At 69.3% G+C, this 20,215-nt stretch carries 15 protein-coding genes and 1 pseudogene; 7 read left to right on the top strand and 9 right to left on the bottom strand.

Annotation, left to right across the window (positions count from 1 at the left end):
- Positions 1-83 precede the first annotated feature (83 nt).
- Both AB0D57_RS44020 and AB0D57_RS44015 read right to left on the bottom strand, forming a co-directional pair.
- The gene (locus AB0D57_RS44020; RefSeq protein ID WP_362087662.1) at positions 84-1,013 is read right to left on the bottom strand and encodes a UTP--glucose-1-phosphate uridylyltransferase; all 930 of its coding nucleotides are present in this window, start codon (positions 1,011-1,013) and stop codon (positions 84-86) included.
- A 246-nt stretch (positions 1,014-1,259) separates the two neighbouring features.
- Positions 1,260-2,441 carry an ROK family transcriptional regulator gene (locus AB0D57_RS44015; protein ID WP_362087659.1) on the bottom strand — a complete coding sequence of 394 codons (1,182 nt, stop codon included), beginning with the start codon at positions 2,439-2,441 and terminating at the stop codon, positions 1,260-1,262.
- Positions 2,442-2,664: 223 nt separating this feature from the next.
- Between AB0D57_RS44015 and AB0D57_RS44010 the strand changes: the two genes are divergently transcribed.
- From AB0D57_RS44010 to AB0D57_RS43990, 5 genes are all read left to right on the top strand, one after another.
- Positions 2,665-4,812, top strand: a complete 2,148-nt coding sequence (locus AB0D57_RS44010; RefSeq protein ID WP_362087656.1) for an alpha-galactosidase — start codon at positions 2,665-2,667, stop codon at positions 4,810-4,812.
- 92 nt (positions 4,813-4,904) lie between these two features.
- Entirely contained in the window at positions 4,905-6,158 is a 1,254-nt protein-coding gene (locus tag AB0D57_RS44005) for an extracellular solute-binding protein (RefSeq protein ID WP_362087653.1), read from the top strand.
- A gap of 20 nt (positions 6,159-6,178) precedes the next feature.
- Entirely contained in the window at positions 6,179-7,069 is an 891-nt protein-coding gene (locus AB0D57_RS44000; protein ID WP_362087650.1) for a sugar ABC transporter permease, read from the top strand.
- Entirely contained in the window at positions 7,069-7,914 is an 846-nt protein-coding gene (locus tag AB0D57_RS43995; RefSeq protein WP_362087647.1) for a carbohydrate ABC transporter permease, read from the top strand. The genes AB0D57_RS44000 and AB0D57_RS43995 overlap by 1 nt, the downstream gene beginning before the upstream one ends.
- Positions 7,911-9,590 (top strand): alpha-glucosidase, encoded by a 1,680-nt coding sequence (locus tag AB0D57_RS43990; RefSeq protein WP_362087644.1) that lies wholly within the window; start codon positions 7,911-7,913, stop codon positions 9,588-9,590. The genes AB0D57_RS43995 and AB0D57_RS43990 overlap by 4 nt, the downstream gene beginning before the upstream one ends.
- Positions 9,591-9,817: 227 nt before the next feature.
- Here the strand turns inward: AB0D57_RS43990 and AB0D57_RS43985 are convergent, their stop codons facing one another.
- Complete coding sequence (locus AB0D57_RS43985) at positions 9,818-10,420, bottom strand: TetR/AcrR family transcriptional regulator (RefSeq protein WP_362087641.1); 603 nt, start codon at positions 10,418-10,420, stop codon at positions 9,818-9,820.
- A 124-nt stretch (positions 10,421-10,544) separates the two neighbouring features.
- On the opposite strand from AB0D57_RS43985, the gene AB0D57_RS43980 reads away from it, so the two are divergent.
- Positions 10,545-11,753: an ABC transporter permease gene (locus tag AB0D57_RS43980; protein ID WP_362087638.1), complete on the top strand. Its 1,209-nt coding sequence runs from the start codon at positions 10,545-10,547 to the stop codon at positions 11,751-11,753.
- A gap of 607 nt (positions 11,754-12,360) precedes the next feature.
- The gene (locus AB0D57_RS43975; protein WP_362087635.1) at positions 12,361-12,609 is read left to right on the top strand and encodes a hypothetical protein; all 249 of its coding nucleotides are present in this window, start codon (positions 12,361-12,363) and stop codon (positions 12,607-12,609) included.
- 26 nt (positions 12,610-12,635) lie between these two features.
- Here AB0D57_RS43975 and AB0D57_RS43970 read toward each other — a convergent pair whose 3' ends face one another.
- From AB0D57_RS43970 to AB0D57_RS43945, 6 genes and pseudogenes are all read right to left on the bottom strand, one after another.
- Positions 12,636-14,168, bottom strand: coding sequence for a glycoside hydrolase family 43 protein (locus AB0D57_RS43970; protein WP_362087665.1), 1,533 nt, complete (start codon positions 14,166-14,168; stop codon positions 12,636-12,638).
- A 296-nt stretch (positions 14,169-14,464) separates the two neighbouring features.
- Positions 14,465-15,661 carry an XdhC/CoxI family protein gene (locus tag AB0D57_RS43965; protein WP_362087632.1) on the bottom strand — a complete coding sequence of 399 codons (1,197 nt, stop codon included), beginning with the start codon at positions 15,659-15,661 and terminating at the stop codon, positions 14,465-14,467.
- Positions 15,662-15,738: 77 nt separating this feature from the next.
- Positions 15,739-17,934 carry a xanthine dehydrogenase family protein molybdopterin-binding subunit gene (locus AB0D57_RS43960; protein ID WP_362087629.1) on the bottom strand — a complete coding sequence of 732 codons (2,196 nt, stop codon included), beginning with the start codon at positions 17,932-17,934 and terminating at the stop codon, positions 15,739-15,741.
- Positions 17,931-18,911: a xanthine dehydrogenase family protein subunit M gene (locus tag AB0D57_RS43955; RefSeq protein WP_362087626.1), complete on the bottom strand. Its 981-nt coding sequence runs from the start codon at positions 18,909-18,911 to the stop codon at positions 17,931-17,933. Before AB0D57_RS43955 ends, AB0D57_RS43960 begins: the two co-directional genes overlap by 4 nt.
- 6 nt (positions 18,912-18,917) lie before the next feature.
- Positions 18,918-19,559 carry a (2Fe-2S)-binding protein gene (locus AB0D57_RS43950; protein ID WP_362087623.1) on the bottom strand — a complete coding sequence of 214 codons (642 nt, stop codon included), beginning with the start codon at positions 19,557-19,559 and terminating at the stop codon, positions 18,918-18,920.
- Between the two features lie 393 nt (positions 19,560-19,952).
- Positions 19,953-20,215 (bottom strand): annotated as a pseudogene (locus tag AB0D57_RS43945) (aldo/keto reductase); the annotation flags it as partial.

Genomic DNA, 20,215 nt, shown 5'->3' with positions numbered 1-20,215 from the left:
TCAGAAGTCACAGCTTCCGGCGTCGATAGTGCTCACCTGCTGGCGGCTACGGAACCGAGCATTCCCCGGCTCCGTAGCTCCCATTAGGCGTTGTTTTCCCCCCGGAGGGCGGCAGCAGGGTCGACGTCGAGTTCGGCGACCAGGCCGCGCAGCACGGGGCCGTACTCCGGGTGGGCGAGGGCGAACGCCATCTGGGCGACCATGTAGTCGGCCGGGTTGCCGGTGTCGTACCAGCGGCCCTTGATGACCTGCCCGTACACCGCGCGGGTGGAGGCGTAGGCGTTGATGGCGTCGGTCAGGTAGACCTCGCCGGTCTTGTGCTCGTACCAGCGGCGGGTCTGCTCGCGCAGTTCGTCGACGATGCCCGGGGTGACGACGTAGCCGCCGATAGCCGCGTACGACGACGGGGCGGCAGCGGGCTTGGGCTTTTCGACCAGGCCGGTGATGCGCAGTTGGCCGCCTCCGAGGTCTTCCTTGACGATGGGCACGCCATAGCGCTGGGAGTCGGTGGGGTCCATCGGCAGGAGGGCCAGCACCGGGCAGCCGGTCTGCTCATACGCGCGGATCAGCTGCTGGGCACGGGGGACCTCGGCCACGAAGACGTCGTCGGGCCACAGCACCAGCACCGGCTCGTCGCCGAAGGCACGGGCGGCGTTCAGCACGGGGGTGCCGTTGCCGTACGGACCGTACTGGTCGAGGTAGGTGATGTGGCCCTGACGGGCCAGCTCTGCGACCTCCTCCACCGCGTCCGCGTAGGCCGTCTTGCCGTCTTTGCGGAGTTGCTCGACGAGGGCGGGGTTGGGGCGGAAGTGGTCCTGGATGAGGCTCTTGCCGCCGGAGACGACGATGGTGATGTCGGTGATGCCGGAGTCCACCAGCTCGCGCACGGTGTGCTCGATGACCGGCTTGTCGCCGACCGGGAGCATCTCCTTCGGTGTCGCCTTCGTCAGGGGCAGCAGACGGGAGCCGAGTCCGGCGGCGGGGATCACGGCCCTGCGAATCGTCGGGGACATCACGTCTCTCTCGGTCGAGCGGCACACCGTACCGGCCAGCACGGCACACTCCCGACGTTACCAACGTCCGCCGCTGCCCAGGTGCACGGGGTGGCGGTGCCTTTCAGACGCAGTCGGGCGGGCTCCGGGATGTTGTGACACCGTTGCTGTGGTGCACCGTGCTGCTCCGCTTGCACACAGCAGACAGACGGCGATCCGACAGGTGAAGCAGGAGGCGAGCCGCCGCCGCCCTACGGCGCCGGCCGGTCAGAACTCCAGGCGGGGGACAGGCGAGCCGCCCAGCACGTAGCCCTGGATGGCGGCGGCGGCGGCGCCACGCGCCCACTCGCTGAAGTCGATGGGCTGGATCTCGAGGGACAGTTCACGGGCCCGTGGATCGCGGTCGCGGCGGACCGCCTCGTCGATCGCCGCCCGGGCGACCTCGGCGAGCCGAATGCCCTCGCCGGTGAGCACGATCTTCTGAGTGAGCGTCAGATTGGCGACGGCGGCGATCAGCCGGCCCAGCGCGCGGCCCGCAGCCCGGACCACGGCGGCCGCGACCGGGTCGCCGTCGGCCGCGAGGTCCAGGCATTCGTCATACGTCACCGAGCGGCGCAGCCCGACCGAAATCGCCGCACGGATCGAGGGGATCGACAGCATCGCGACCGCGCAGCCCCGGTGGCCGTCGGGACAGAGCGGCCCCAGCGGATCGAGGGGGAAGTGGCCCACCAGCCCGACTCCGGCGTCCGGACTGTCCACCACCCGGTCGTGCATCACCAGGCCGTAGCCGACGCCGGCGCCTATGGTGAGCACGGCGAAGCGGTCGTGGTCCAGGGCCGTGCCGAACCAGTGCTCGGCACGGGTGAGCGCGAGCAGGTCGTTGTCCACCGTCGCGGGGACGCCGAGAGCGTCCGAAAGCAGTGCGCCGAGCGGAACGTCCTCCGCCCAGTCGAGGAACGGGGCCTTGACGACGGTGGCATGGCCCGCGACCGGACCGCCGACGCTGACGCCGGCGCCGGTGATGTGCCTGCCCTCCGCGGTGAGGCCGACGGTCAGGTCGTCGGTCAGCCGCCGGACGGTGGCCACCACGTCGGCCGGGGTACGGCCCGGCAGCTCCGCCTCGGCGGTTCCGATCACCTCGGCGCGCAGGTTGGTCAGAACTGCGTGGACGGCCTCCCCGGTCACCTTGGCGCCGAGGAAATGGTGCGAGGCGGGCACGACGTCGAGCGGCCTGGTGGGTCGCCCGTTCCGGGCGTCGTGGCTGGTGCCCTCCTCCACCAGCAGGCCGCTGTCCAGCAGCGGCTTGGCGATCCTGGTGAGACTGCCGGCCGAGAGGTTGAGCCGGCGGGCCAGCTCGCTCCGCGGGAGCGGGCCGCGCAGGAGCACCTCCAGGGCGACGGCACGCGAGGCCCCCGCCAGCGGCGTCCAGGGCGAAGGGGGCGGGTGCACCGGAAGACCTCCGTACGGCGGGGCGGTCGACTGTCGCAGATCATCCTGCCATGACACCGATGAGTTTTGAAGCAAAAGTAAGTCGCATGCTTCGGCTCGGTTTCCCGTCGCGAAAGATCTCGTTACGGAAGGGTTGACCCCGCCGAGACTTCCGCCATACAACTAACCCCACCCGATCAGGCCTAGACGGCCGATCGCATAGCTTCCGATCAAGGGGATCCCCATGCACGGGCACCTCCATCTGCGTGCTTCCGGCACCAGCCTCGTCCTCGACTGCACCGGCACCCGTCTGCCGCGGATCGTCCACTGGGGCGCAGATCTGGGTGAGTTGACGCAGGGGCAGCTCGCCCTGCTCGTCGCCGCCGATTCCACCCAGATCATGTCGAACACCCTGGACGTGCCAGTACCGCTCAGTGTGCTGCCCGAGCAGTCGGCGGGCTGGCTCGGCACCCCGGGGCTGACCGGCCATCGTGACGGCACGGCCTTTTCCACCGCCTTCGCGGTCCGGGCGATCGAGACCGTGGAGACCCCCGAGCTGCAGGCCCCGGTCCGGCACCGCGTCACCGTGGACGCCGAGGACGCCGCGGCCCGGCTCGCGCTCGCCCTGGAACTGGAGGTCACCGCCACTGGTCTGGTGCGGCAGCGGGCGACCCTTACCAACCAGGGCGCCGACACCTACACCCTGGACGGCCTGCTGCTGACCCTCCCGGTCCCCGAATCGGCCGCCGAGCTGCTCGACCTCACCGGTCGTCATCTGCGTGAACGCAGCCCGCAGCGGCACGCGTTCACCCGTGGCACCCACCTGAGGGAGAACCGGCGCGGCCGTACCGGAACCGACGGGGCGCTGGTCCAGGTCGCGGGCGAGCCCGGCTTCGGTTTCCGTACCGGTGAGGTCTGGGGCCTGCACGTCGCATGGAGCGGCAACCAGCGGTCGCTCGCCGAGCGCAACCCGGCCGGAGTCTCACTGCTCGGCGGAGGCGAGACCCTGCTCTCCGGCGAGGTGCGGCTCGCCCCTGGCGAGTCCTACACCAGCCCGTGGATCTACGGCTCCTACGGGCGCGGGCTGGACGAGCTCTCCGCCCGTTTCCACGGGTATCTGCGCTCCCGGCCGCGCCACCCGAACCGTCCGCGTCCGGTCACCCTGAACACCTGGGAGGCCGTCTACTTCACGCAGGATCTGGACCGCCTGACGGCTCTCGCGGACGCCGCCGCCGAGGTCGGCACCGAGCGTTTCGTCCTGGACGATGGCTGGTTCCTGGGCCGTCGCGACGACCATGCGGGCCTCGGCGACTGGTACGTCGACCGGACGGTCTGGCCCGACGGGCTGCACCCGCTGGTCCGCCACGTCCGGTCCCTCGGTATGGAGTTCGGGCTCTGGTTCGAGCCGGAGATGGTCAACCCCGATTCCGACCTGGCCCGCCGTCACCCCGAGTGGATCATGGCGGCCGGGGACCGGCTCCCGCCGCTCTCCCGCCACCAGCAGGTCCTGGACCTGGGCCACCCCGAGGCGTACGCCTACCTCTTGGAGCGCCTGGACGCCCTGGTCGCCGAGTACCGGATCGACTACCTCAAGTGGGACCACAACCGGGACCTGGTCGAGGCCGGGCACAGCCCGAGCGGCGTGGCCGGGGTGCATGCCCAGACCTCGGCCGTCTACCGGCTGATGGACGAACTGCGCGCCAGGCACCCGCAGCTGGAGATCGAGTCGTGCTCGTCCGGCGGCGGTCGGGTCGACCTCGGGGTGCTGGAGCGCACCGACCGGGTGTGGGCCAGCGACTGTATCGACGCCCTGGAACGGCAGCAGATCCAGCGTTGGACCGGCCTGCTGCTGCCGCCCGAGATGATCGGCGCCCATGTCGGCTCGCCGGTCGCCCACACCACCGGACGCACCCACATCCTGGACTTCCGGGCCGGTACCGCACTGTTCGGGCACTTCGGCATCGAGTGGGACCTGACCACCGCCACGGCGGAGGAGCGCGCCCAGCTGGCTCGCTGGGTCGCCGCGTACAAGGAGCTACAGCCCCTGCTGTTCGCCGGCACCGTCGTCCGAGCCGACCACCCCGACCCCGCGCTGTGGGTGCACGGCGTGGTCGCGGAGGACCGCTCGCGGGCGGTCTACGCCCTCGTCCAGCTCGCGACCAGCGTTCAGTCGCCGACCGGCCGGGTCAGGCTTCCGGGCCTCGACGACGACGCGGTGTACCGGGTCGCGCCACTCGCACCGGGTGCCACGGCCGAGGGCCCGACGAGCTCGGTGCTGCCGTGGTGGGCCGACGGGGTTGAACTTCCGGGCCGCGCGCTGGCCGGGTTCGGCGTGCAGGCCCCCACCCTCTACCCCGAGCGCCTGGTACTCGTCGAAGCGCGACGGATCTGAACCGTCGCGCTCGCAGGAGACATCCGTGAGCAGAGACATCCGTGAGCAGGACACATCCGTGAGCAGGACACATCCATGAGCAGGAGACATCCGTGATAGCGCGCAGGACGTTCCTCGCCGCAGGGCTGTCCGCCGGGCTTTCCAGCACGCTGGTGAGCGCGTGCGACAACACCTCGGCCGACGGTTCCGGCAACCGCGTGACGCTGGACTTCTTCCAGTTCAAGACGGAGGCGGTAGGAACCTTCGCGAAGATCATCAAGGCTTTCGAGGCGGAACACCCCGGCATCCGCGTGGTCCAGAACAACGTGCCGAGCCCGGCGACCGCCATGCGCGCCCGCCTGGTCAGGAACGACGTCCCCGATGTGATCACTCTCAACGGCGACAGCGTCTTCGGCGAGATCGCCCGGGCTGGAGTGTTCCACGACTTCTCCGGTGACGAGGCCGCCGCCGGCATCAGTCCGGCCGTGCAGAAGGTCCTCGACGGCCTCGGCACCGGGGCGCCCCACGAAGCCAACGGGCTGCCGTTCGCCTCCAACGCCGACGGGGTCATCTACAACAAGGACCTGTTCGCCGAGCACGACGTCGCCGTCCCCACCACCTGGAGCGAGCTCCTCGCCGCTGCCGAGACCTTCCACACCGCCGGGGTGACCCCGTTCTACGGCGCGCTGAAGGAAGCGTGGACGTGTCTGCCGCCCCTCAACACCCTCGCCTCCAACCTCCAGCCGCCCGACACCTTCTTCCAGGAGCGCCTGGCCGGCCGCACCACCTTCGCCGAGGCCTACGCCCCGGTCGCCGACAAGCTGGCCCAGCTCTACCGCTACACCCAGCAGGACACGCCGTCCCGCGACTACAACGCCGGCAACCAGGCGTTCGCCCAGGGCAAGGCAGCAATGTATCTGCAGGGCGTCTGGGCGATCCCTGCGATCAAGACCTTCAAGCCCGCATTCGAGATCGGTACCTTCGCCCTGCCGGTCACCGACGACGCCTCCGCGACCAGGCTGGTGTCCGGCGTGGACGTGGCCGTCACCATGGGCCGCAAGCCGCGGCACCCCGCCGAGTCCATGGCCTTCATCTCGTACCTGATGCGCCCCGCGGTCATGCGGGCCTACGCGGCCGAGCAGTTGGCGTTCCCGACGCTCAAGGGGAGCAGCCCCGAGGACCCGGCTCTGGCCGGTCTGCGGCCGTACTTCGACAGCGGCCGGATCGTCGCGTTCAGCGACCACCGCATCCCGCTGTCCGTCCAACTCGACTCTGTCACTCAGCAGTTCCTCTTCGACGGGCGGCGCGACAGCTATCTGCGCGCGCTCGACAGCGAGTGGGACAAGTACCAGGCCCGACACAACTGACCGTCTCCACGGAGGTTCCCATGGCAGTCGTCTCCGAGCGACCTTCCAGACCCCGGACGGCCCGCAGCTACTACTGGATGGTCCTGCCGGCGCTCGTCCTGTTCTTCCTCTTTCACACCGTCCCGGTCCTGCAGGGCATCTACTACAGCCTCACGGACTACACGGGTTACGGCGCCTACAAGTTCATCGGCCTGAAGAACTACCTCAACCTCTTCCAGGACGAGAAGGTCTGGCACTCCTACGTCTTCACCTTCCAGTTCGCCTTGGTCTCCACCGTCCTCGCCAACGTCATCGCCCTGGCCATCGCGCTCGGGCTCAACGCGAGGATCAAATTCCGCACGGCGATCCGCGGGGTGTTCTTCGTCCCCAACATCCTGGCGATACTCATCGTCGGCTACATCTTCAACTACCTGTTCTCCAACTCCCTGCCGTATCTCGGGAAGCAGCTCGGTGTCGACTGGTTGGCCGGCAGTGTCCTCGCCGATCCGGACCACGCCTGGCTCGGCATCGTCGTCGTCGCGGTCTGGCAGGCCGTCGCCTTCAACGTGATCATCTATCTGACCGGTCTGCAGACCATCCCTGCCGAGCTGTACGAGGCGGCAACGGTGGACGGCGCAGGGCCCTGGCAGCGGTTCCGCGCGATCACGCTGCCCCTGATCGCGCCGTTCCTCACCATCAACATGGTGCTCTCGCTCAAGAACTTCCTGCAGGTCTTCGACCAGATCGTCGCTCTCACCGGTGGCGGCCCGGGCACCTCCACCCAGTCGGTGTCCTTCCTCATCTACACCAACGGCTTCCAAGGCGGTGAGTACGCCTACCAGACCGCCAACGCGGTGGTGTACTTCGCCGTCATCGTCCTGGTCTCCATCGTCCAGCTGCGCATCCTGCAGCGCCGTGAGGTGAGCAACTGATGGCCGGTAAGCTCCCGCTCCACCCGAGCCGCCCGCGCGTCAACTGGTGGCTCACCGCACTGATGGCGGTCCTCTCACTGACCGTCCTGATCCCGCTCTACTTCACCGCCGTCACCGCGCTCAAGACCCCCGACCAGCTCACCGGCTCCGGCTTCGGACTCCCCGACCGCGTCCGCTGGGCCAACTTCGCCGACGCCTGGCGGCTTACCGACTACCCGCACGCCGCCCTCAACAGCGCCCTCATCACGGTCGGCGCGGTGATCCTGACGCTGCTGACCAACTCCCTGGTCGCCTATGCCATCTCCGCCAACCTGCACCGCCGGTTGTTCAAGGGCCTGTACCTGTACTTCGTCTCGGCGCTCTTCGTCCCGTTCCCGATCATCATGCTGCCGGTGGTGAAGCAGACGGCCCTGCTGCACCTGGACAACCAACTCGGCCTGATCCTGCTGTACGTGGTCTACGGATTCGCCTTCAACATCTTCCTGTATGTCGGCTATCTCCGCTCGATCCCACGGGAGTTGGAGGAGGCGGCACGAACCGACGGGGCGAGCACCTGGACGATCTTCTGGCGGATCATCTTCCCGCTGCTCGCCCCGATGAACGCCACGGTCGGCATCCTGACCTGCCTGTGGGCGTGGAACGACTTCCTGCTTCCGCTGATCGTGCTGTCCAGCCCGGACGCCCGCACCCTGCCCCTGGCCCAGTACGTGTTCCAGAGCCAGTTCAACACCAACTACACCACCGCCTTCGCTTCCTATCTGATGGCGCTTGCACCGATGCTGCTCGTATACCTCTTCGCCCAGCGCTGGGTGATCTCCGGAGTGATGAGAGGTGCGCTGAAGTGACGACCGAAACCCCATGGTGGAAGACCGCCGTCGTCTACCAGATCTACCCCCGGAGCTTTGCCGACTCCAACGGCGACGGCATCGGCGACCTGCCGGGCATCATCGACCGGCTCGACCATCTGGCCGGTCTCGGCGTCGACGTCCTGTGGCTGTCGCCCGTCTACCCCTCCCCGCAGGACGACAACGGCTACGACATCAGCGACTACCAGGACATCGACCCGGTCTTCGGCACCCTTGCCGACTTCGACCGCCTGCTCGCCGCCGTCCACGAGCGCGGCATGAAGCTCGTCATGGACCTCGTGGTCAACCACACCTCCGACGAGCACCCGTGGTTCCTCGAGTCACGCAGCGGACGGGACAGCCCGAAGCGGGACTGGTACTGGTGGCGCGCGGAGCCCAACAACTGGGGCTCCTTCTTCTCCGGCTCCGCCTGGGAGCTGGACCGGGCGAGCGGCGAACACTACCTGCATCTGTTCTCCCGCAAGCAGCCCGACCTCAACTGGGAGAACCCCGAGGTCCGGCAGGCCGTGTACGCCATGATGCGGTGGTGGCTGGACCGCGGTGTGGACGGCTTCCGGATGGACGTCATCAACGCGATCTCCAAGGCCCCCGGCCTGCCGGACGGTGAGGTCCGCAACGGCTCCCGGTACGGCGACGGCTCACCGCACTACCTGTGCGGCCCCCGCATCCACGAGTTCCTGCAGGAGATGCACCGAGAGGTCTTCGCCGGCCGAACGGAGCGGATCCTGACGATCGGTGAGATGCCCGGGGTGACGGTGGACCAGGCCAAGCGCTTCACCGACCCCGAGCGCCGAGAGGTCGACATGGTCTTCCAGTTCGAGCATGTCGGGCTCGACCGTGGCGAAGGCCGGTTCGACGTCAGGCCGTTGCGGCTGACCGACCTCAAGGCCTCGCTCGGCGCCTGGCAGGACGGGCTCAACAGCACCGGCTGGAACAGCCTCTACTGGAACAATCACGACCAGCCGCGGATCGTCTCCCGCTTCGGCGACGACCGGTCCGAGCACCGCGTCCGCTCGGCGACCATGCTCGCCACTGTCCTCCATCTGCACCGGGGCTCCCCGTTCATCTACCAGGGCGAGGAACTGGGCATGGCCAACGCCCCGTTCGAAAGGCTCGACGACTTCCGCGACATCGAGTCGCTCAACCACTACGCCGAGGCCGTCGCCGCCGGGGCCGACCCCGAACAGATCCTGTCCGCGCTCCGGGTGGCCGGTCGCGACAACGCACGCACCCCCATGCAATGGGACGCCGGTCCGAACGCCGGCTTCACCACCGGCCTCCCATGGCTGCCCGTCAACCCCGACCACGTCGAGATCAACGCGGCGGCGGCCGTCGCCGACCCTGACTCGGTGTACCACCACTACCGGCGGCTGATCGACCTGCGGCACACCGAACCGGTCGTCGCCCATGGTGACTTCACCATGCTGATGCCCGACGACGAGCAGGTGTACGCGTTCACACGCCGGTACCGGGCCACGGAGCTGCTCGTCCTCGGCAACTTCAGTGGCAGCCCGGCCTCCGTCCCGGTCCCGGCCGACTGGGAGGGTGCCGAGACCGTCATCGCCAACGTCTCCGGCACCGGCCGGCTGCCCTCCACCCTCACGCTCGCCCCCTGGGAGGCCCGAGTGCACCGTCGGACCCGCGGCCGGGGATGACGGTCTTGGCGGGCGCCGCCTTCAGAGCGCCCTCAAGCAGGCCCGTACGGATGGGCAGGCCACGGCGGCGGCCGGTCACTGCCTCGCCGTCGGCAGTTCGGCGCCCTGCTTGAGCCGGGAGCGTTCCTCTACGTGGACGACTTCGCCGTCCGGCTCGAGCAGACCTACGCCAACACGGACGGATGTCGACCGACTGGTGCTGCTGGATCGCGAGGCGGCGAGACCGCTCAGCGCTCCCCGGCCGGCTCCGGCCACAACGCCCGCACTGCGTCAGGCACCTCGGCCACAACAGCCGGATCGAGCGCCAGTTGGAGTATGTAGCCCGGGAGGACGGAGATCATCGTTGAAGCGATCGCCTCGGCCGTCACGCTTGTGGGCATGCCGCCGTTGCCTTGGTGGTCGCGGACCAACATGACCAGGTCGGCGCGCATGCGGGCCATGAGCTGATCGAGCTTGCGAGCCAGCGAGCCGTTACGCATGGCCTCTCCCCAGACCAGAACCGCGAGCCCGGCCAGGTCTCCGTCGGCGGACTTGGCCCGAACCACGTCGAGAAGTTCCGCCATGACCGCCCCGATGGATTGGTCCTGCTGGTTCGTGGCGACGGCGAGCGTTATGTCGAGCACATCGCGCATGTTCTCCTCGGCGATCGCGAGGATCATCTCGTCCTTGCTGGTGAAGTGCCGGTACACCGCGCCCGCAGACAGCCCCGCCTCCGCGAACAGGTCCTGCATGGAGGCCGAGTGGAAACCGTCACGGAGGAAACAGCGGCGCGCCGCGTCCAGGATCTGCTCGCGGCGGGCGTCCATGTACTGCTGTGTGACCTTGGGCATGGGGTCATCCTAGCAAAAGTAAAACGAACGTTCCGTTTGACGTCCCCTTGTGTGGCAGGTCAGACTGGGGATTAAGAGAACGATCATTTCTTTTTTTATAGGAGGGCTGACCGTGAGGAGCCCGTTGTCAAGACACCCGGCATGGCGGGAAGTGGCCGTTGCCGCCGTGGGGCTGCCCCTGGTGATCACCCTGGTGGTGATGATGTTCGCCTGGCCGGCGGGGCGGTCCGCGCCGCGCGATGTCCCGGTCGGGATCGTGGGCACCGGGGCAGCCAGCCAGCGCGCGGTGGAGGGGCTGGTCCACGAGAAGCCCGGCGCGTTCGACTTCCGCCTCTATCCCAACCAGCAGGCCGCGCGGTCGGCGATCGAGGACCGGGACGTCTATGGCGCCTTCGTCATCGCATCCGACGACATCACCGTGCTGCAGGCCTCTGCCGCCAGCCCCTCCGTAGCCCAGCTTCTGGGTCAGGTCGGACAGCAGCTGGCCGACCGGGCCACCCAGCAGAAGCTCGCCCAGCAGGAGGCCGCCCAGGAGAGGGCAGCCGAGCAGAAGGCCGACCGGCAGAAGGGCACCCAGGAGAAGGCCAGTCGGCAGAAGGCCGGCGAGCAGGAGGCCGACGGTGTCAAGTCCCCGTCGGAGGTCCACGTGAGGGCACTCGACGTGGTGCCTGTCGCCGCAGAGGACCCCAAGGGCGTGGTGTTCAGCTCGGCGGTCTTCCCGCTCACGATCTGCGGCATCCTGATCGGGTCGTTTGTCGCGACAGCTCGCGGCCTGCAGCGCCGGTCGCACCGAGTGCTGACACTCCTCGTCGCCTGCGCCGTCGCGGGCTTCGGTGCCTATCTCGTGGCCCAGGGTTTTCTCGGGGCGCTGCCCCACGATCACGTGGCCACGTGGGCGGTCCTGTCGCTCGTCCTGGTCTCCATCAGTGCCACCGCTGCCGGGCTGATCCGACTCCTCGGGCCGGCGGCTCTCGGGCTCAGCGCCGCGCTCATGGTGTTCGTCGGGAACCCCTTCTCCGGCGCCAGCTCCGCTCCGGAGATGCTCCCCACGGGAGTGGACTACGTCGGCCAGTGGTTGCCCCCCGGCGCCGGAGCCAGCCTGCTTCGCGACACCGCGTACTTTGACGGCAACGGCAGCGCCGGCCCCCTTGGTGTCCTTGTTCTGTGGAGCGTCTGCGGGCTCACAGCGCTCGCGTTCGGCCGCGGCATCAGCAGGAAAGCCTCCGGTGCGAAGACCGGTGCGACGGCTTCCGGAGCGTCGCACCCGACCTGGGCGAATGAGGGGTCCGGTGCTGTGTTGCCGGAGCGGCGTCACGCGCACGCACGCACGTGACGGTGACGGCTGATGCCGAGCGCTTCATGCGCGCAACCGGGGCCTGGCCGTCAAGGTCTTCGGCCCGGTGTCGAAGGCGGGTGCGGCCCGTTCCACGCGGGCCGCACCGGCACCTAGTGCTGGGTGGCGGGGTGGTTGATGGTGTTCCGGGGCAGATGCTGGGGCGATGGCTCTACGGGCACGGCCGGGATGGCGACTCGGTCCGGAAATGACCCGGATCACCTTGAACGCCCTCTGTTCTGCAGGGTAGTTGAGGTGGTTTTCGGGTGCTTCGAGCGCCCCCGGTTTGCGTTCTGCCCTGGTGTGTCGGCGCCCGCGTCACGGTGGACGGTGACCGGGGCCGGCGCCCCTTTGGCCGGTCTCGTCGTGGTGGCCGGGCCCGGCCCGGGCGGTCTTCATGACGGACGTGGCTGACGCCGCGGGTGGTGTCACTCGGTGTCGGCGGCGAATTGGTCGGTGCCCAGCACGGCGAGCAGGGCGAGTTTCTCGTGACTTTCCGTGCCCGGGGTGGCGGTGGATATGAGAAGGGGCTGGCCCTGGTCCGGCCCGAGCAGGAGCTGGAATCATCAAGCTGGTCCAGGCCGCCAGTTCGACATCGTTGCTCACTGTGCACGCGGTCCGGCGGGCCGACGGCGACGTGGACGTCATGCTCATCGGCAAGGACCCCGCCGACGACGCCCAAGTCACCTTGTCCTACAGCGAGTTCACTCGGTCGACGGACACCCCGAGCGCGTACTCGTACCTCAAGATCGCCCGTACGATCGGGTCGGCCATCGCAAGCAGCGTGGCGCGGCAGACCGTACCGGCGTACTCGATCGTGGTCGTGCAGATGCATCCCGGCCGCACCGCCGGTTGAGCGCGGCCGGGGTCGGGAAGCACCTGTCAGGTGGACCGCAAATCGAACCAGTCGAAGGCCGCACTGCCCCGCGTGGCGTATATACCGAAGACACGGCCGGTGAAGCCGCCGGCGACCTCGGTGGTGAGGTAGCGGCCGTCGAGTTCGGCGAGGATCTCGAAGTGGCCGTCGTCCGTCTCGTAACCCAGGCGGAGGGTGTCGGGGCCGCCGACGCGGAGGCCGGGCGGCGGAGGAGCCGCCGGGTCGCGGGAGGTGACCGTAGGCGGCAGGATGTCGGAGGTCGTGACGTCGATCCGCAGCCTCACCGGGCCGGAGGGCATGGACCGTTCGGCGACAGCGTGACGTAGCGGGCCGATCCTGGCGACCGCGCGGACCGTGCCGTCGGCCACCTCCACCTCGTAGTGGTGCGCCTCGTCCAGCCGTACCGCGAGTCCGCCCCTGCCGTCGTCGCCGACCTCGACCAGTGTGCGCGCGGTGCAGTCGGGGTCGCGCTGCCGTCGTCCCACGAAGAGCGCACCGGGCTTGTCGAGGCTGTCCGCGCGGGCGTGCAGCACCAGATGGCCCGCCCGCTCGTCGAGACGGACGGCCTCCGGGTCGCTCCGTCGGAGCGACACCCAGCACGGCGCGAGCGCGGGGGAGTCGAAGTCGTCCCGGTCCGGCTCCGGCGGCCAGGGATGCGGCGGCAGCGCCGGAGCCTGCGTACGCAGTTCCAGCGGCCCGGGCAGCGGCCACTCGTCCTCCCACCGCACCGGTACCAGGAAGGTCTCCCGGCCCATCCCGTGATACATCGGGGTGTCGCCGCGCGGCCTGGTACCCAGCAGCACCATCCACCACGTTCCGTCGTGCGCCTGCACCAGATCGGCGTGGCCGGTGTTCTGCACCGGATGGTTGGTACTGCGGTGGGACAGTACGGGGTTGGCCGGGTGAGCTTCGAAGGGCCCCGGCAGCGTACGGGCCCGGGCCACCGACAGTGCGTGCCCGCGCTCGGTGCCACCCTCCGACAGCAGCAGGTACCACCAGTCGCCGATCCGGTACAGGTGCGGTCCCTCGGGATACTGCAGTCCGCTGCCCGACCACATCGGCACCGGTTCGCCCAGCAGTTCGCCGGACTTCGGGTCGATGCGGACCCCGCGGATGCCGCCCGACGAGAACACGCACCAGCAGGTTCCGTCCTCCTCCCACGCCAGGTCGGGGTCGATGCCCGGAACGCCGACCGGTACGGGATCCGACCACGGTCCCGCGGGGTCCTCGGCGGTCACCAGGACGTTGCCTGCCCCGGCGACCACGGTCGTGATCAGCCAGAACCGTCCGTCGTGGTAGCGCAGCGTAGGCGCGTACACCCCCGTGGAGGAAGGGGCCGTGTCGGGCAGTTCCAGCTGCGAGGGCCGGTCCAGGGCGTGTCCGATCAGCCGCCAGTGGACCAGGTCGCGGCTGTGCCAGATCGGCACGCCTGGTACGTACTCGAAGCTGGACGTGGCCACGTAGTAGTCGTCACCAGCCCGGCAGATGCTCGGGTCCGGGCTGAAGCCGGGTATTACGGGATTGTCGAAGAACGCCATGTCCGTCCTGGGGAGTGTGGTCGGGGGGAGTACGCCGCGGGGAATCGTCCGCGCGGGGTCGGCAGGCACGGAAGCGGTACTCACAGCGGGCAACCCCTCGGGCGTGCGGCAGTCGGCGACAGGGCGCGGCACCGCGTAAGCGGACCGCACGGCCAGATACTGTTGAAGCGCTTCGAAAGCTTGCATGCGCACCGCTGGCATGTCAACAGAGCCTCAAAGGTGCTTACTTAGACTTACTTAACATCATAAAAAGCCTTTGTTCGATCTCTTGTGGGTGCTGTTACCCGTCGCTATGGTCACGGCAAATCGAAGCGCTTCGACGAAAGAGGCGATCCACCATGCCCCACGAGTTGAATCGAAGGTCCTTCGTCTCGCCGGGCCGTCAAGGGGTGATGGATGGGCCCTGTGCTCCAGGTCAGAGGCGTACCCGAGCCCCGATGCGTGTGGGCGACGATCTCCGCCGCGATGGAGATGGCCGTCTCTTGGGGAGTATGGGCGCCGAGGTCGAGGCCGATCGGGGAATGCAGGCGGGCCAGGTGCTCTTCCGGGACGTCGGCCTCCCGCAGTAGTTCCACGCGCTGCGTGTGGGTGCGGCGTGAGCCCATCGCGCCCACGTAGCCCACGGGCAGGCTCAGTGCCAGGCGTAGCAGGGGGATGTCGAACTTGGCGTCGTGGGTGAGGACGCAGACGGCGGTCCGGGCATCCACGTCGGTGGCGGCGAGGTAGCGGTGCGGCCAGTCGGCCACGATGTCGTCGGCGTGCGGGAAGCGGGCGGGGGTGGCGAAGACGGGGCGGGCATCGCACACCGTGACCCGGTAGCCGAGAAAGCGGCCGACCTCGCTGAGCGCACCGGCGAAGTCGACGGCGCCGAAGATCAGCATCCGGGGGCGGGACGCGTGGGTGTGGACGAGGACGGACAGTTTCTCCGGGCAGGTCGCGGCATCTCCGCCGACCTCGACCCGGCCGGTACGGCCCGCTCGCAGGAGTGCGCGGGCCTGTGCCGCGACCGCCCGTTCCCAGTCCTCGCCGCCCGTGAGTGCGTCGTGTGTGCTGTCGCCGCCGGTGACGCTCAGGGTGCGGCCGAGGAGTTCTTCGGGCCCGTCGATGATCTGGGCCACGGCGGCGGGCCGGCCGGACACCACCTCGTCCAGGGCCGCGGTGAGGTGGGGCTGGTCGGTGGGGTCGATCCGCTGCACCAGGACGTCGAGTTCGCCGCCGCAGGTCAGGCCGACGGCGAAGGCGTCGTCGTCGGAGTAGCCGAAGCGTGCCCGGGTCGGGGGTTCGTCTGACGTGAGTACGTGTTGGCACAGCTCGTAGACGGCGCCCTCCACGCATCCTCCGGACACGCTGCCGACCGCGTTGCCGTCGGCGTTCACGGCCAGCGCGGTGCCGACGGGCAGGGGTGCGCTACCGCTGACCTGGACGACGGTGGCGAGGGCGAAGGGGCGGGACTCGCGGCACCAGGTGTGCAGCGTGTCCGCGATGTTCAACATCGGTGAGGTCTCCGGGAGGGACGGCTCTGGGGCCCGGGCAGCGGTGAGGGTTCACCGACCGTTGCCCGGGGCTCGGCTCAGAGCAGGGATTCAGCGGTGATGGGCAGTTCCCGCACCCGTCGCCCTGTGGCGTGGAAGACGGCGTTGGCGATGGCGGGTGCCACACCGACCAGGACGACCTCGCCGAGGCCCTTGACGCCGAGGGGGTCGGCCTCGTCGTCCCGGCCGTCGACGTAGATCGCCTTCAGGTCGGGGACATCGGCGTTGACGGGGACCAGGTAGTCGGCCAGGTTGGCGTTGACGATCCGGCCGTCACGGTGGTCGGTGACCGTGTGCTCGAGGAGGGCCATACCGATGCCGCCGGTCATGGCGCCGATGGCCTGGCTGTCGGCCAGCTTGGGGCTGATGATCCGGCCCGCGTCGAAGACGCCGAGCATCCGCCGCACTCGGACCAGGCCCAGGCGGGCGTCCACGCCGACCTCGGCGAACACCGCGCCGTAGGCGTACATCGAGGACCGGGACTGCCCTGGGGTCCAGGAGCCGTCCGCCTCGAGATGCGGGCGGTTGTTACGGGCGAGGAGTTGCCGGTAGGTCTCCCCGCGCGCGGGGTTGTTCTTCACGTGCAGTCGGCCGTTCCGTACGACGATGTCGTCGGCGTCGGCGCCGTGCAGCGGTGAATCCTCGTCCTCGACGGCGAGCTTGATCGCCTGCTGCCGCAGCTTGTCGCAGCCGTCCTGGACGGTGGAGCCGACGCTGGCCATGGTGAGCGAGCCGCCGTGGAGCGGGGCGGTGGGCATGTTCGTGTCGCCGAGCCGGAAGGTGACGTTGCGGACCGTGAGGCCCAGGGCGTCGGCGGCGACCTGCGTCATGGAGGTGTACGTGCCGGGCCCCATGTCGCTGGTCGAGGACTCGACCAGGGCGGTGCCGTCGGCATCCAGCCGCACCCGGGCCTGGCCCGGGGCCCGCAGGGTGTCGTAGACCGCGGTGGCCATGCCGGTGCCGATCAGCCAGTCGCCGTCGCGGGTGGAGCGCGGCCGGGGGTTGCGGTGGCTCCAGCCGAACTCGCGGGCGCCGACGGTGTAGCACTCGCGCAGCCGTCGGGTGGAGAACGGCCGCCCGCTGGACTGGTCGTTCTCGGGTTCGTTGCGGCGCCGCAGCTCGATGGGGTCGATGCGGAGCTCGTGGGCGAGTTCGTCCAGTGCGCTCTCGATGGGGAAGGCGGCGGTGGAGTAGCCCGGGCCGCGCATGGGGGTAGGGGTGTTCACGTCCAGCGGCACCGTCCGGTGCGTCTGGCTGACGTTGGGGGTCGTGTAGAGCATCTGCCCCGGGGCGACGGCGCCACGCTCGGTGAACGTCTCGTAACTGGACGTCTCGGCGCGCAGCTCGTGGGTCATTGCGGTCAGCCGTCCGCGGCGGTCGCTGCCCAGGCGCACCTTGTACTCGTATGCCGGCCGGTAGCCCACCCCGAAGTAGAGCTGCTTGCGCGTGAGGACGAGCTTGACCGGGCGGCCCACTTCGAGGGCGGCGAGGGCGGCGATGGTGATGTGCGGCCAGGCCCGCGCGGCGTTGCCGAACGCGCCGCCGACGAACGGCGAGATGACGCGGATGGACTCCGCCGGAATGCCGAAGTTTGCGGCGATCTCGTCGCGCGGGCTCTGCACCCACTGGGTCTTGTCCCACAACGTGAGCCGGTCGCCGTCCCATTGGGCGACGGTGGCGTGGAGCTCCATCGCGTTGTGGTGATTGCGGGCCGGCCGGTACGTCATCTCCAGCCGGACGGGGGCGTCGCGCAGGGCCGCCTCCGCGTCGCCACGTGCGTAGGTCCTGGGTTCGCCCGCCGCAGGGGCGTCGGTGAGGTCGGTGGCGGGCCGCTCGGCGTCGTAGCCGACCTTCACCAGGCTCGCCGCGTGCTGGGCGGCCTCCAGGGTGGTCGCCACGACGACGGCGACCGGCTGGCCGTGGAAGCGGACCTGGTTGTCCTGGAAGACGCGCAGCCGCTCACCCGGAAGGTTGAGCGAGCCCGGATTGGGCCCGTACGGCAGCTCGGGGGCGTTGCGGTGGTGGATCACCCTCAGTACGCCGGGCTGGGCTTCGGCGGCCCGGGTGTCGATGCCGGTGATCCGACCGAGAGCAACACTGCTGTCGACCACGACGGCGTGCACCACCCCGTCGGGCTCGTGATCGGCGGCGTACTTCGCCTGCCCTGTCACCTTGAGTCGTCCGTCCACGCGGGAGAGCGGTGCGCCTACGGCTGCCTGCGGCTGGGGGCTCATGCGTTGTCTCCTACGATGCGCAGCTGGCGTTCGACCGTTCGCTTGAGCAGCTCGACCTTGAAGCGGTTGTGGGCCAGCGGGCGTGCGCCGTCCGCGGCTGACGCGGCCGCCCGGGCCCAGAGTCGTTCCGAGGGGCGTTCGCCGATGAGGGCTCGCTCGACGGCCGGCAGCTTCCACGGCACCGTCCCCACGCCGCCGGCGGCCACCTTGGCCTCGCGGATCAGGCCGCCGCGGACGTGCAGGGCGACGGCGGCGGAGGTGAGGGCGAACTCGTAGGACTGGCGGTCCCGCACCTTCAGGTAGCCGGACTTCAGTGGGCGCGGGTAGGCCGGGATCTCCACGGCGGTGATCAACTCGCCGTTGTTCAGGGCCTGTTCGCGGCTCGGGGTGTGGTCGGGCTGGAGCAGGAAGTCGGCGAAGGGGACGGCGCGCTCCCCGTCCGGGCCGAGCAGATGCACCCGTGCGTCCAGAGCGGCGAAGGCGACGGCCACGTCGGAAGGGTGGGTGGCCACACAGTCCTCGGAGGTGCCCAGGATCGCGTGGGTGCGGTTGTACCCTTCGCGCGCGGCACAACCGGAGCCGGGCTCGCGCTTGTTGCAGTCGGCGGTCACGTCACGGAAGTACGTGCAGCGGGTGCGCTGCATGATGTTGCCGCCGATGGTCGCCATGTTCCGCAACTGTGCCGACGCGCTCAGCTCCAATGCCTGCGAGATGACCGGATACATGGTGCGCACCTTGCGATGGGCGGCGGCCTCGCTCATGGTCACCAACGCGCCGATGCGCAGGCCGCCGCGCTCGGTGACCGTGACCTCGTGCAACGGCAGTCCGCTGATGTCGACCAGGGTTTCGGGGCGTTCGACGGTCTCGCGCATCAGGTCGACCAGGGTGGTCCCGCCGGCGATGTAACGGCCGCCGCGCCGACCTGCCTCGAGAGCCTCGCGCGTGCTGGGCGCCTTGGTGAAGGAGAAGGGATACATCGGCACTCACTTCCGGCCCGAGGCCTGCTCGACCGCGCGCACGATCTTCACATAACACCCGCAGCGGCAGATGTTGCCGCTCATCCACTCCCGGATCTCCTCCGCGGAGCCGGTGTGGCCTTCCTGCATGCAGCCGACGCCGGACACGATCTGGCCCGGCGTGCAGTAGCCGCACTGGAACGCGTCCTGGTCGATGAACGCCTGCTGCAGCGGATGCAGTTGATCGCCCTTGGCCAGACCCTCGACGGTGGTGACCTCGGCGCCCTCCAGGCGCACCGCAAGGGTGAGGCAGGAGTTGATCCGGCGTCCGTCGACCAGAACCGTGCAAGCCCCGCAGGCACCGGCGTTGCAGCCCTTCTTCGAGCCGGTCAGGCCGAGGTGCTCACGCAGCAGGTCGAGCAGCGACGTGCGGTTGTCGACCGTGACGGTGTGCCGCTTGCCGTTGACGGTCAACGAGACGCGGCTGCCGGGCGAGGTCTCGACGGCAGCGGCCTCGTCGACGCCGAGCAGCGACGGACCTGCCGCCAGACCGCCCGCGGCGATGACACCGCCGGCCGCGGAGGTCGTTGCGATGAAGGTGCGACGCGACGGTGTGGACGGGGGTCGGGTGGGGGGAGACGCGGCTGACTCGGAAGTTTCGGTAGACATGCTCACTCTCTCGACACGAGGAAGGTGGGGGACTTGCTGATCGGCGTGAGCCCACGACGGAGGTTCACCGCTGCCCCTCATGGCATTTCGGCTTCCGCTCAGCCTGGTAGGTCAACCAGCCGTGTGGCAGGGCGTGTTGTGCCAGGGAATGGTGAGCCAGGGTGTGAGGGGGCCCCTCTCCCCACCTGTCCCACGGGGCACGGCACTGCAAGACTGGGTCGTTTGAGAACTGGGTTCAGCCCCGCGGAACGCCGACGACATTGCGGGCCACCGTCTCGTCGTAGTCGTCGGGGCGGAGATCCTCGCGCGCGGGTGCCTCGGCGCGAGCACCGGGTCCAGATCCAGTCATGGGTCGGGTTCGCCGAGGGCAAGAACAACCTCTTCACCAACCCGGTCCTGCATGAGCTCCTGGTAGTCGGCGCGCTGGATGAACGGGTGGGTCTCGATCTGGTTGACCGCCGGGGTGATCTCGTTGTTGATGATGAGGTCGAGGAGCCGGTCGGGGTAGAAGTTGGCGACGCCGATGGCCTTGGCCCGGCCCTCGCGGTGGAGGGCCTCCAAGGCGCGCCACTGGCCGTACACGTCGCCGTAGGGCTGGTGCATCAGGTACAGGTCGAGGTAGTCCAGGCCGAGCTTGGTCAGCGACGTCTCGAAGG

It is taken from the genome of Streptomyces sp. NPDC048275 (assembly GCF_040652275.1).
GTDB lineage: Bacteria > Actinomycetota > Actinomycetes > Streptomycetales > Streptomycetaceae > Streptomyces.
The sequence above is the reverse complement of the archived record's forward strand: the minus strand, read 5'-3'. Positions and strand labels throughout refer to the sequence as shown.

Coding starts and splice junctions, on each gene's coding strand:
- AB0D57_RS44020 (WP_362087662.1), bottom strand. CDS start 1,013: ATGTCCCCGACGATTCGCAGGGCCGTGATCCCCGCCGCCGGACTCGGC.
- AB0D57_RS44010 (WP_362087656.1), top strand. CDS start 2,665: ATGCACGGGCACCTCCATCTGCGTGCTTCCGGCACCAGCCTCGTCCTC.
- AB0D57_RS44000 (WP_362087650.1), top strand. CDS start 6,179: ATGGCAGTCGTCTCCGAGCGACCTTCCAGACCCCGGACGGCCCGCAGC.
- AB0D57_RS43995 (WP_362087647.1), top strand. CDS start 7,069: ATGGCCGGTAAGCTCCCGCTCCACCCGAGCCGCCCGCGCGTCAACTGG.
- AB0D57_RS43985 (WP_362087641.1), bottom strand. CDS start 10,420: ATGCCCAAGGTCACACAGCAGTACATGGACGCCCGCCGCGAGCAGATC.
- AB0D57_RS43970 (WP_362087665.1), bottom strand. CDS start 14,168: ATGGCGTTCTTCGACAATCCCGTAATACCCGGCTTCAGCCCGGACCCG.
- AB0D57_RS43965 (WP_362087632.1), bottom strand. CDS start 15,661: ATGTTGAACATCGCGGACACGCTGCACACCTGGTGCCGCGAGTCCCGC.
- AB0D57_RS43960 (WP_362087629.1), bottom strand. CDS start 17,934: ATGAGCCCCCAGCCGCAGGCAGCCGTAGGCGCACCGCTCTCCCGCGTG.
- AB0D57_RS43955 (WP_362087626.1), bottom strand. CDS start 18,911: ATGTATCCCTTCTCCTTCACCAAGGCGCCCAGCACGCGCGAGGCTCTC.
- AB0D57_RS43950 (WP_362087623.1), bottom strand. CDS start 19,559: ATGTCTACCGAAACTTCCGAGTCAGCCGCGTCTCCCCCCACCCGACCC.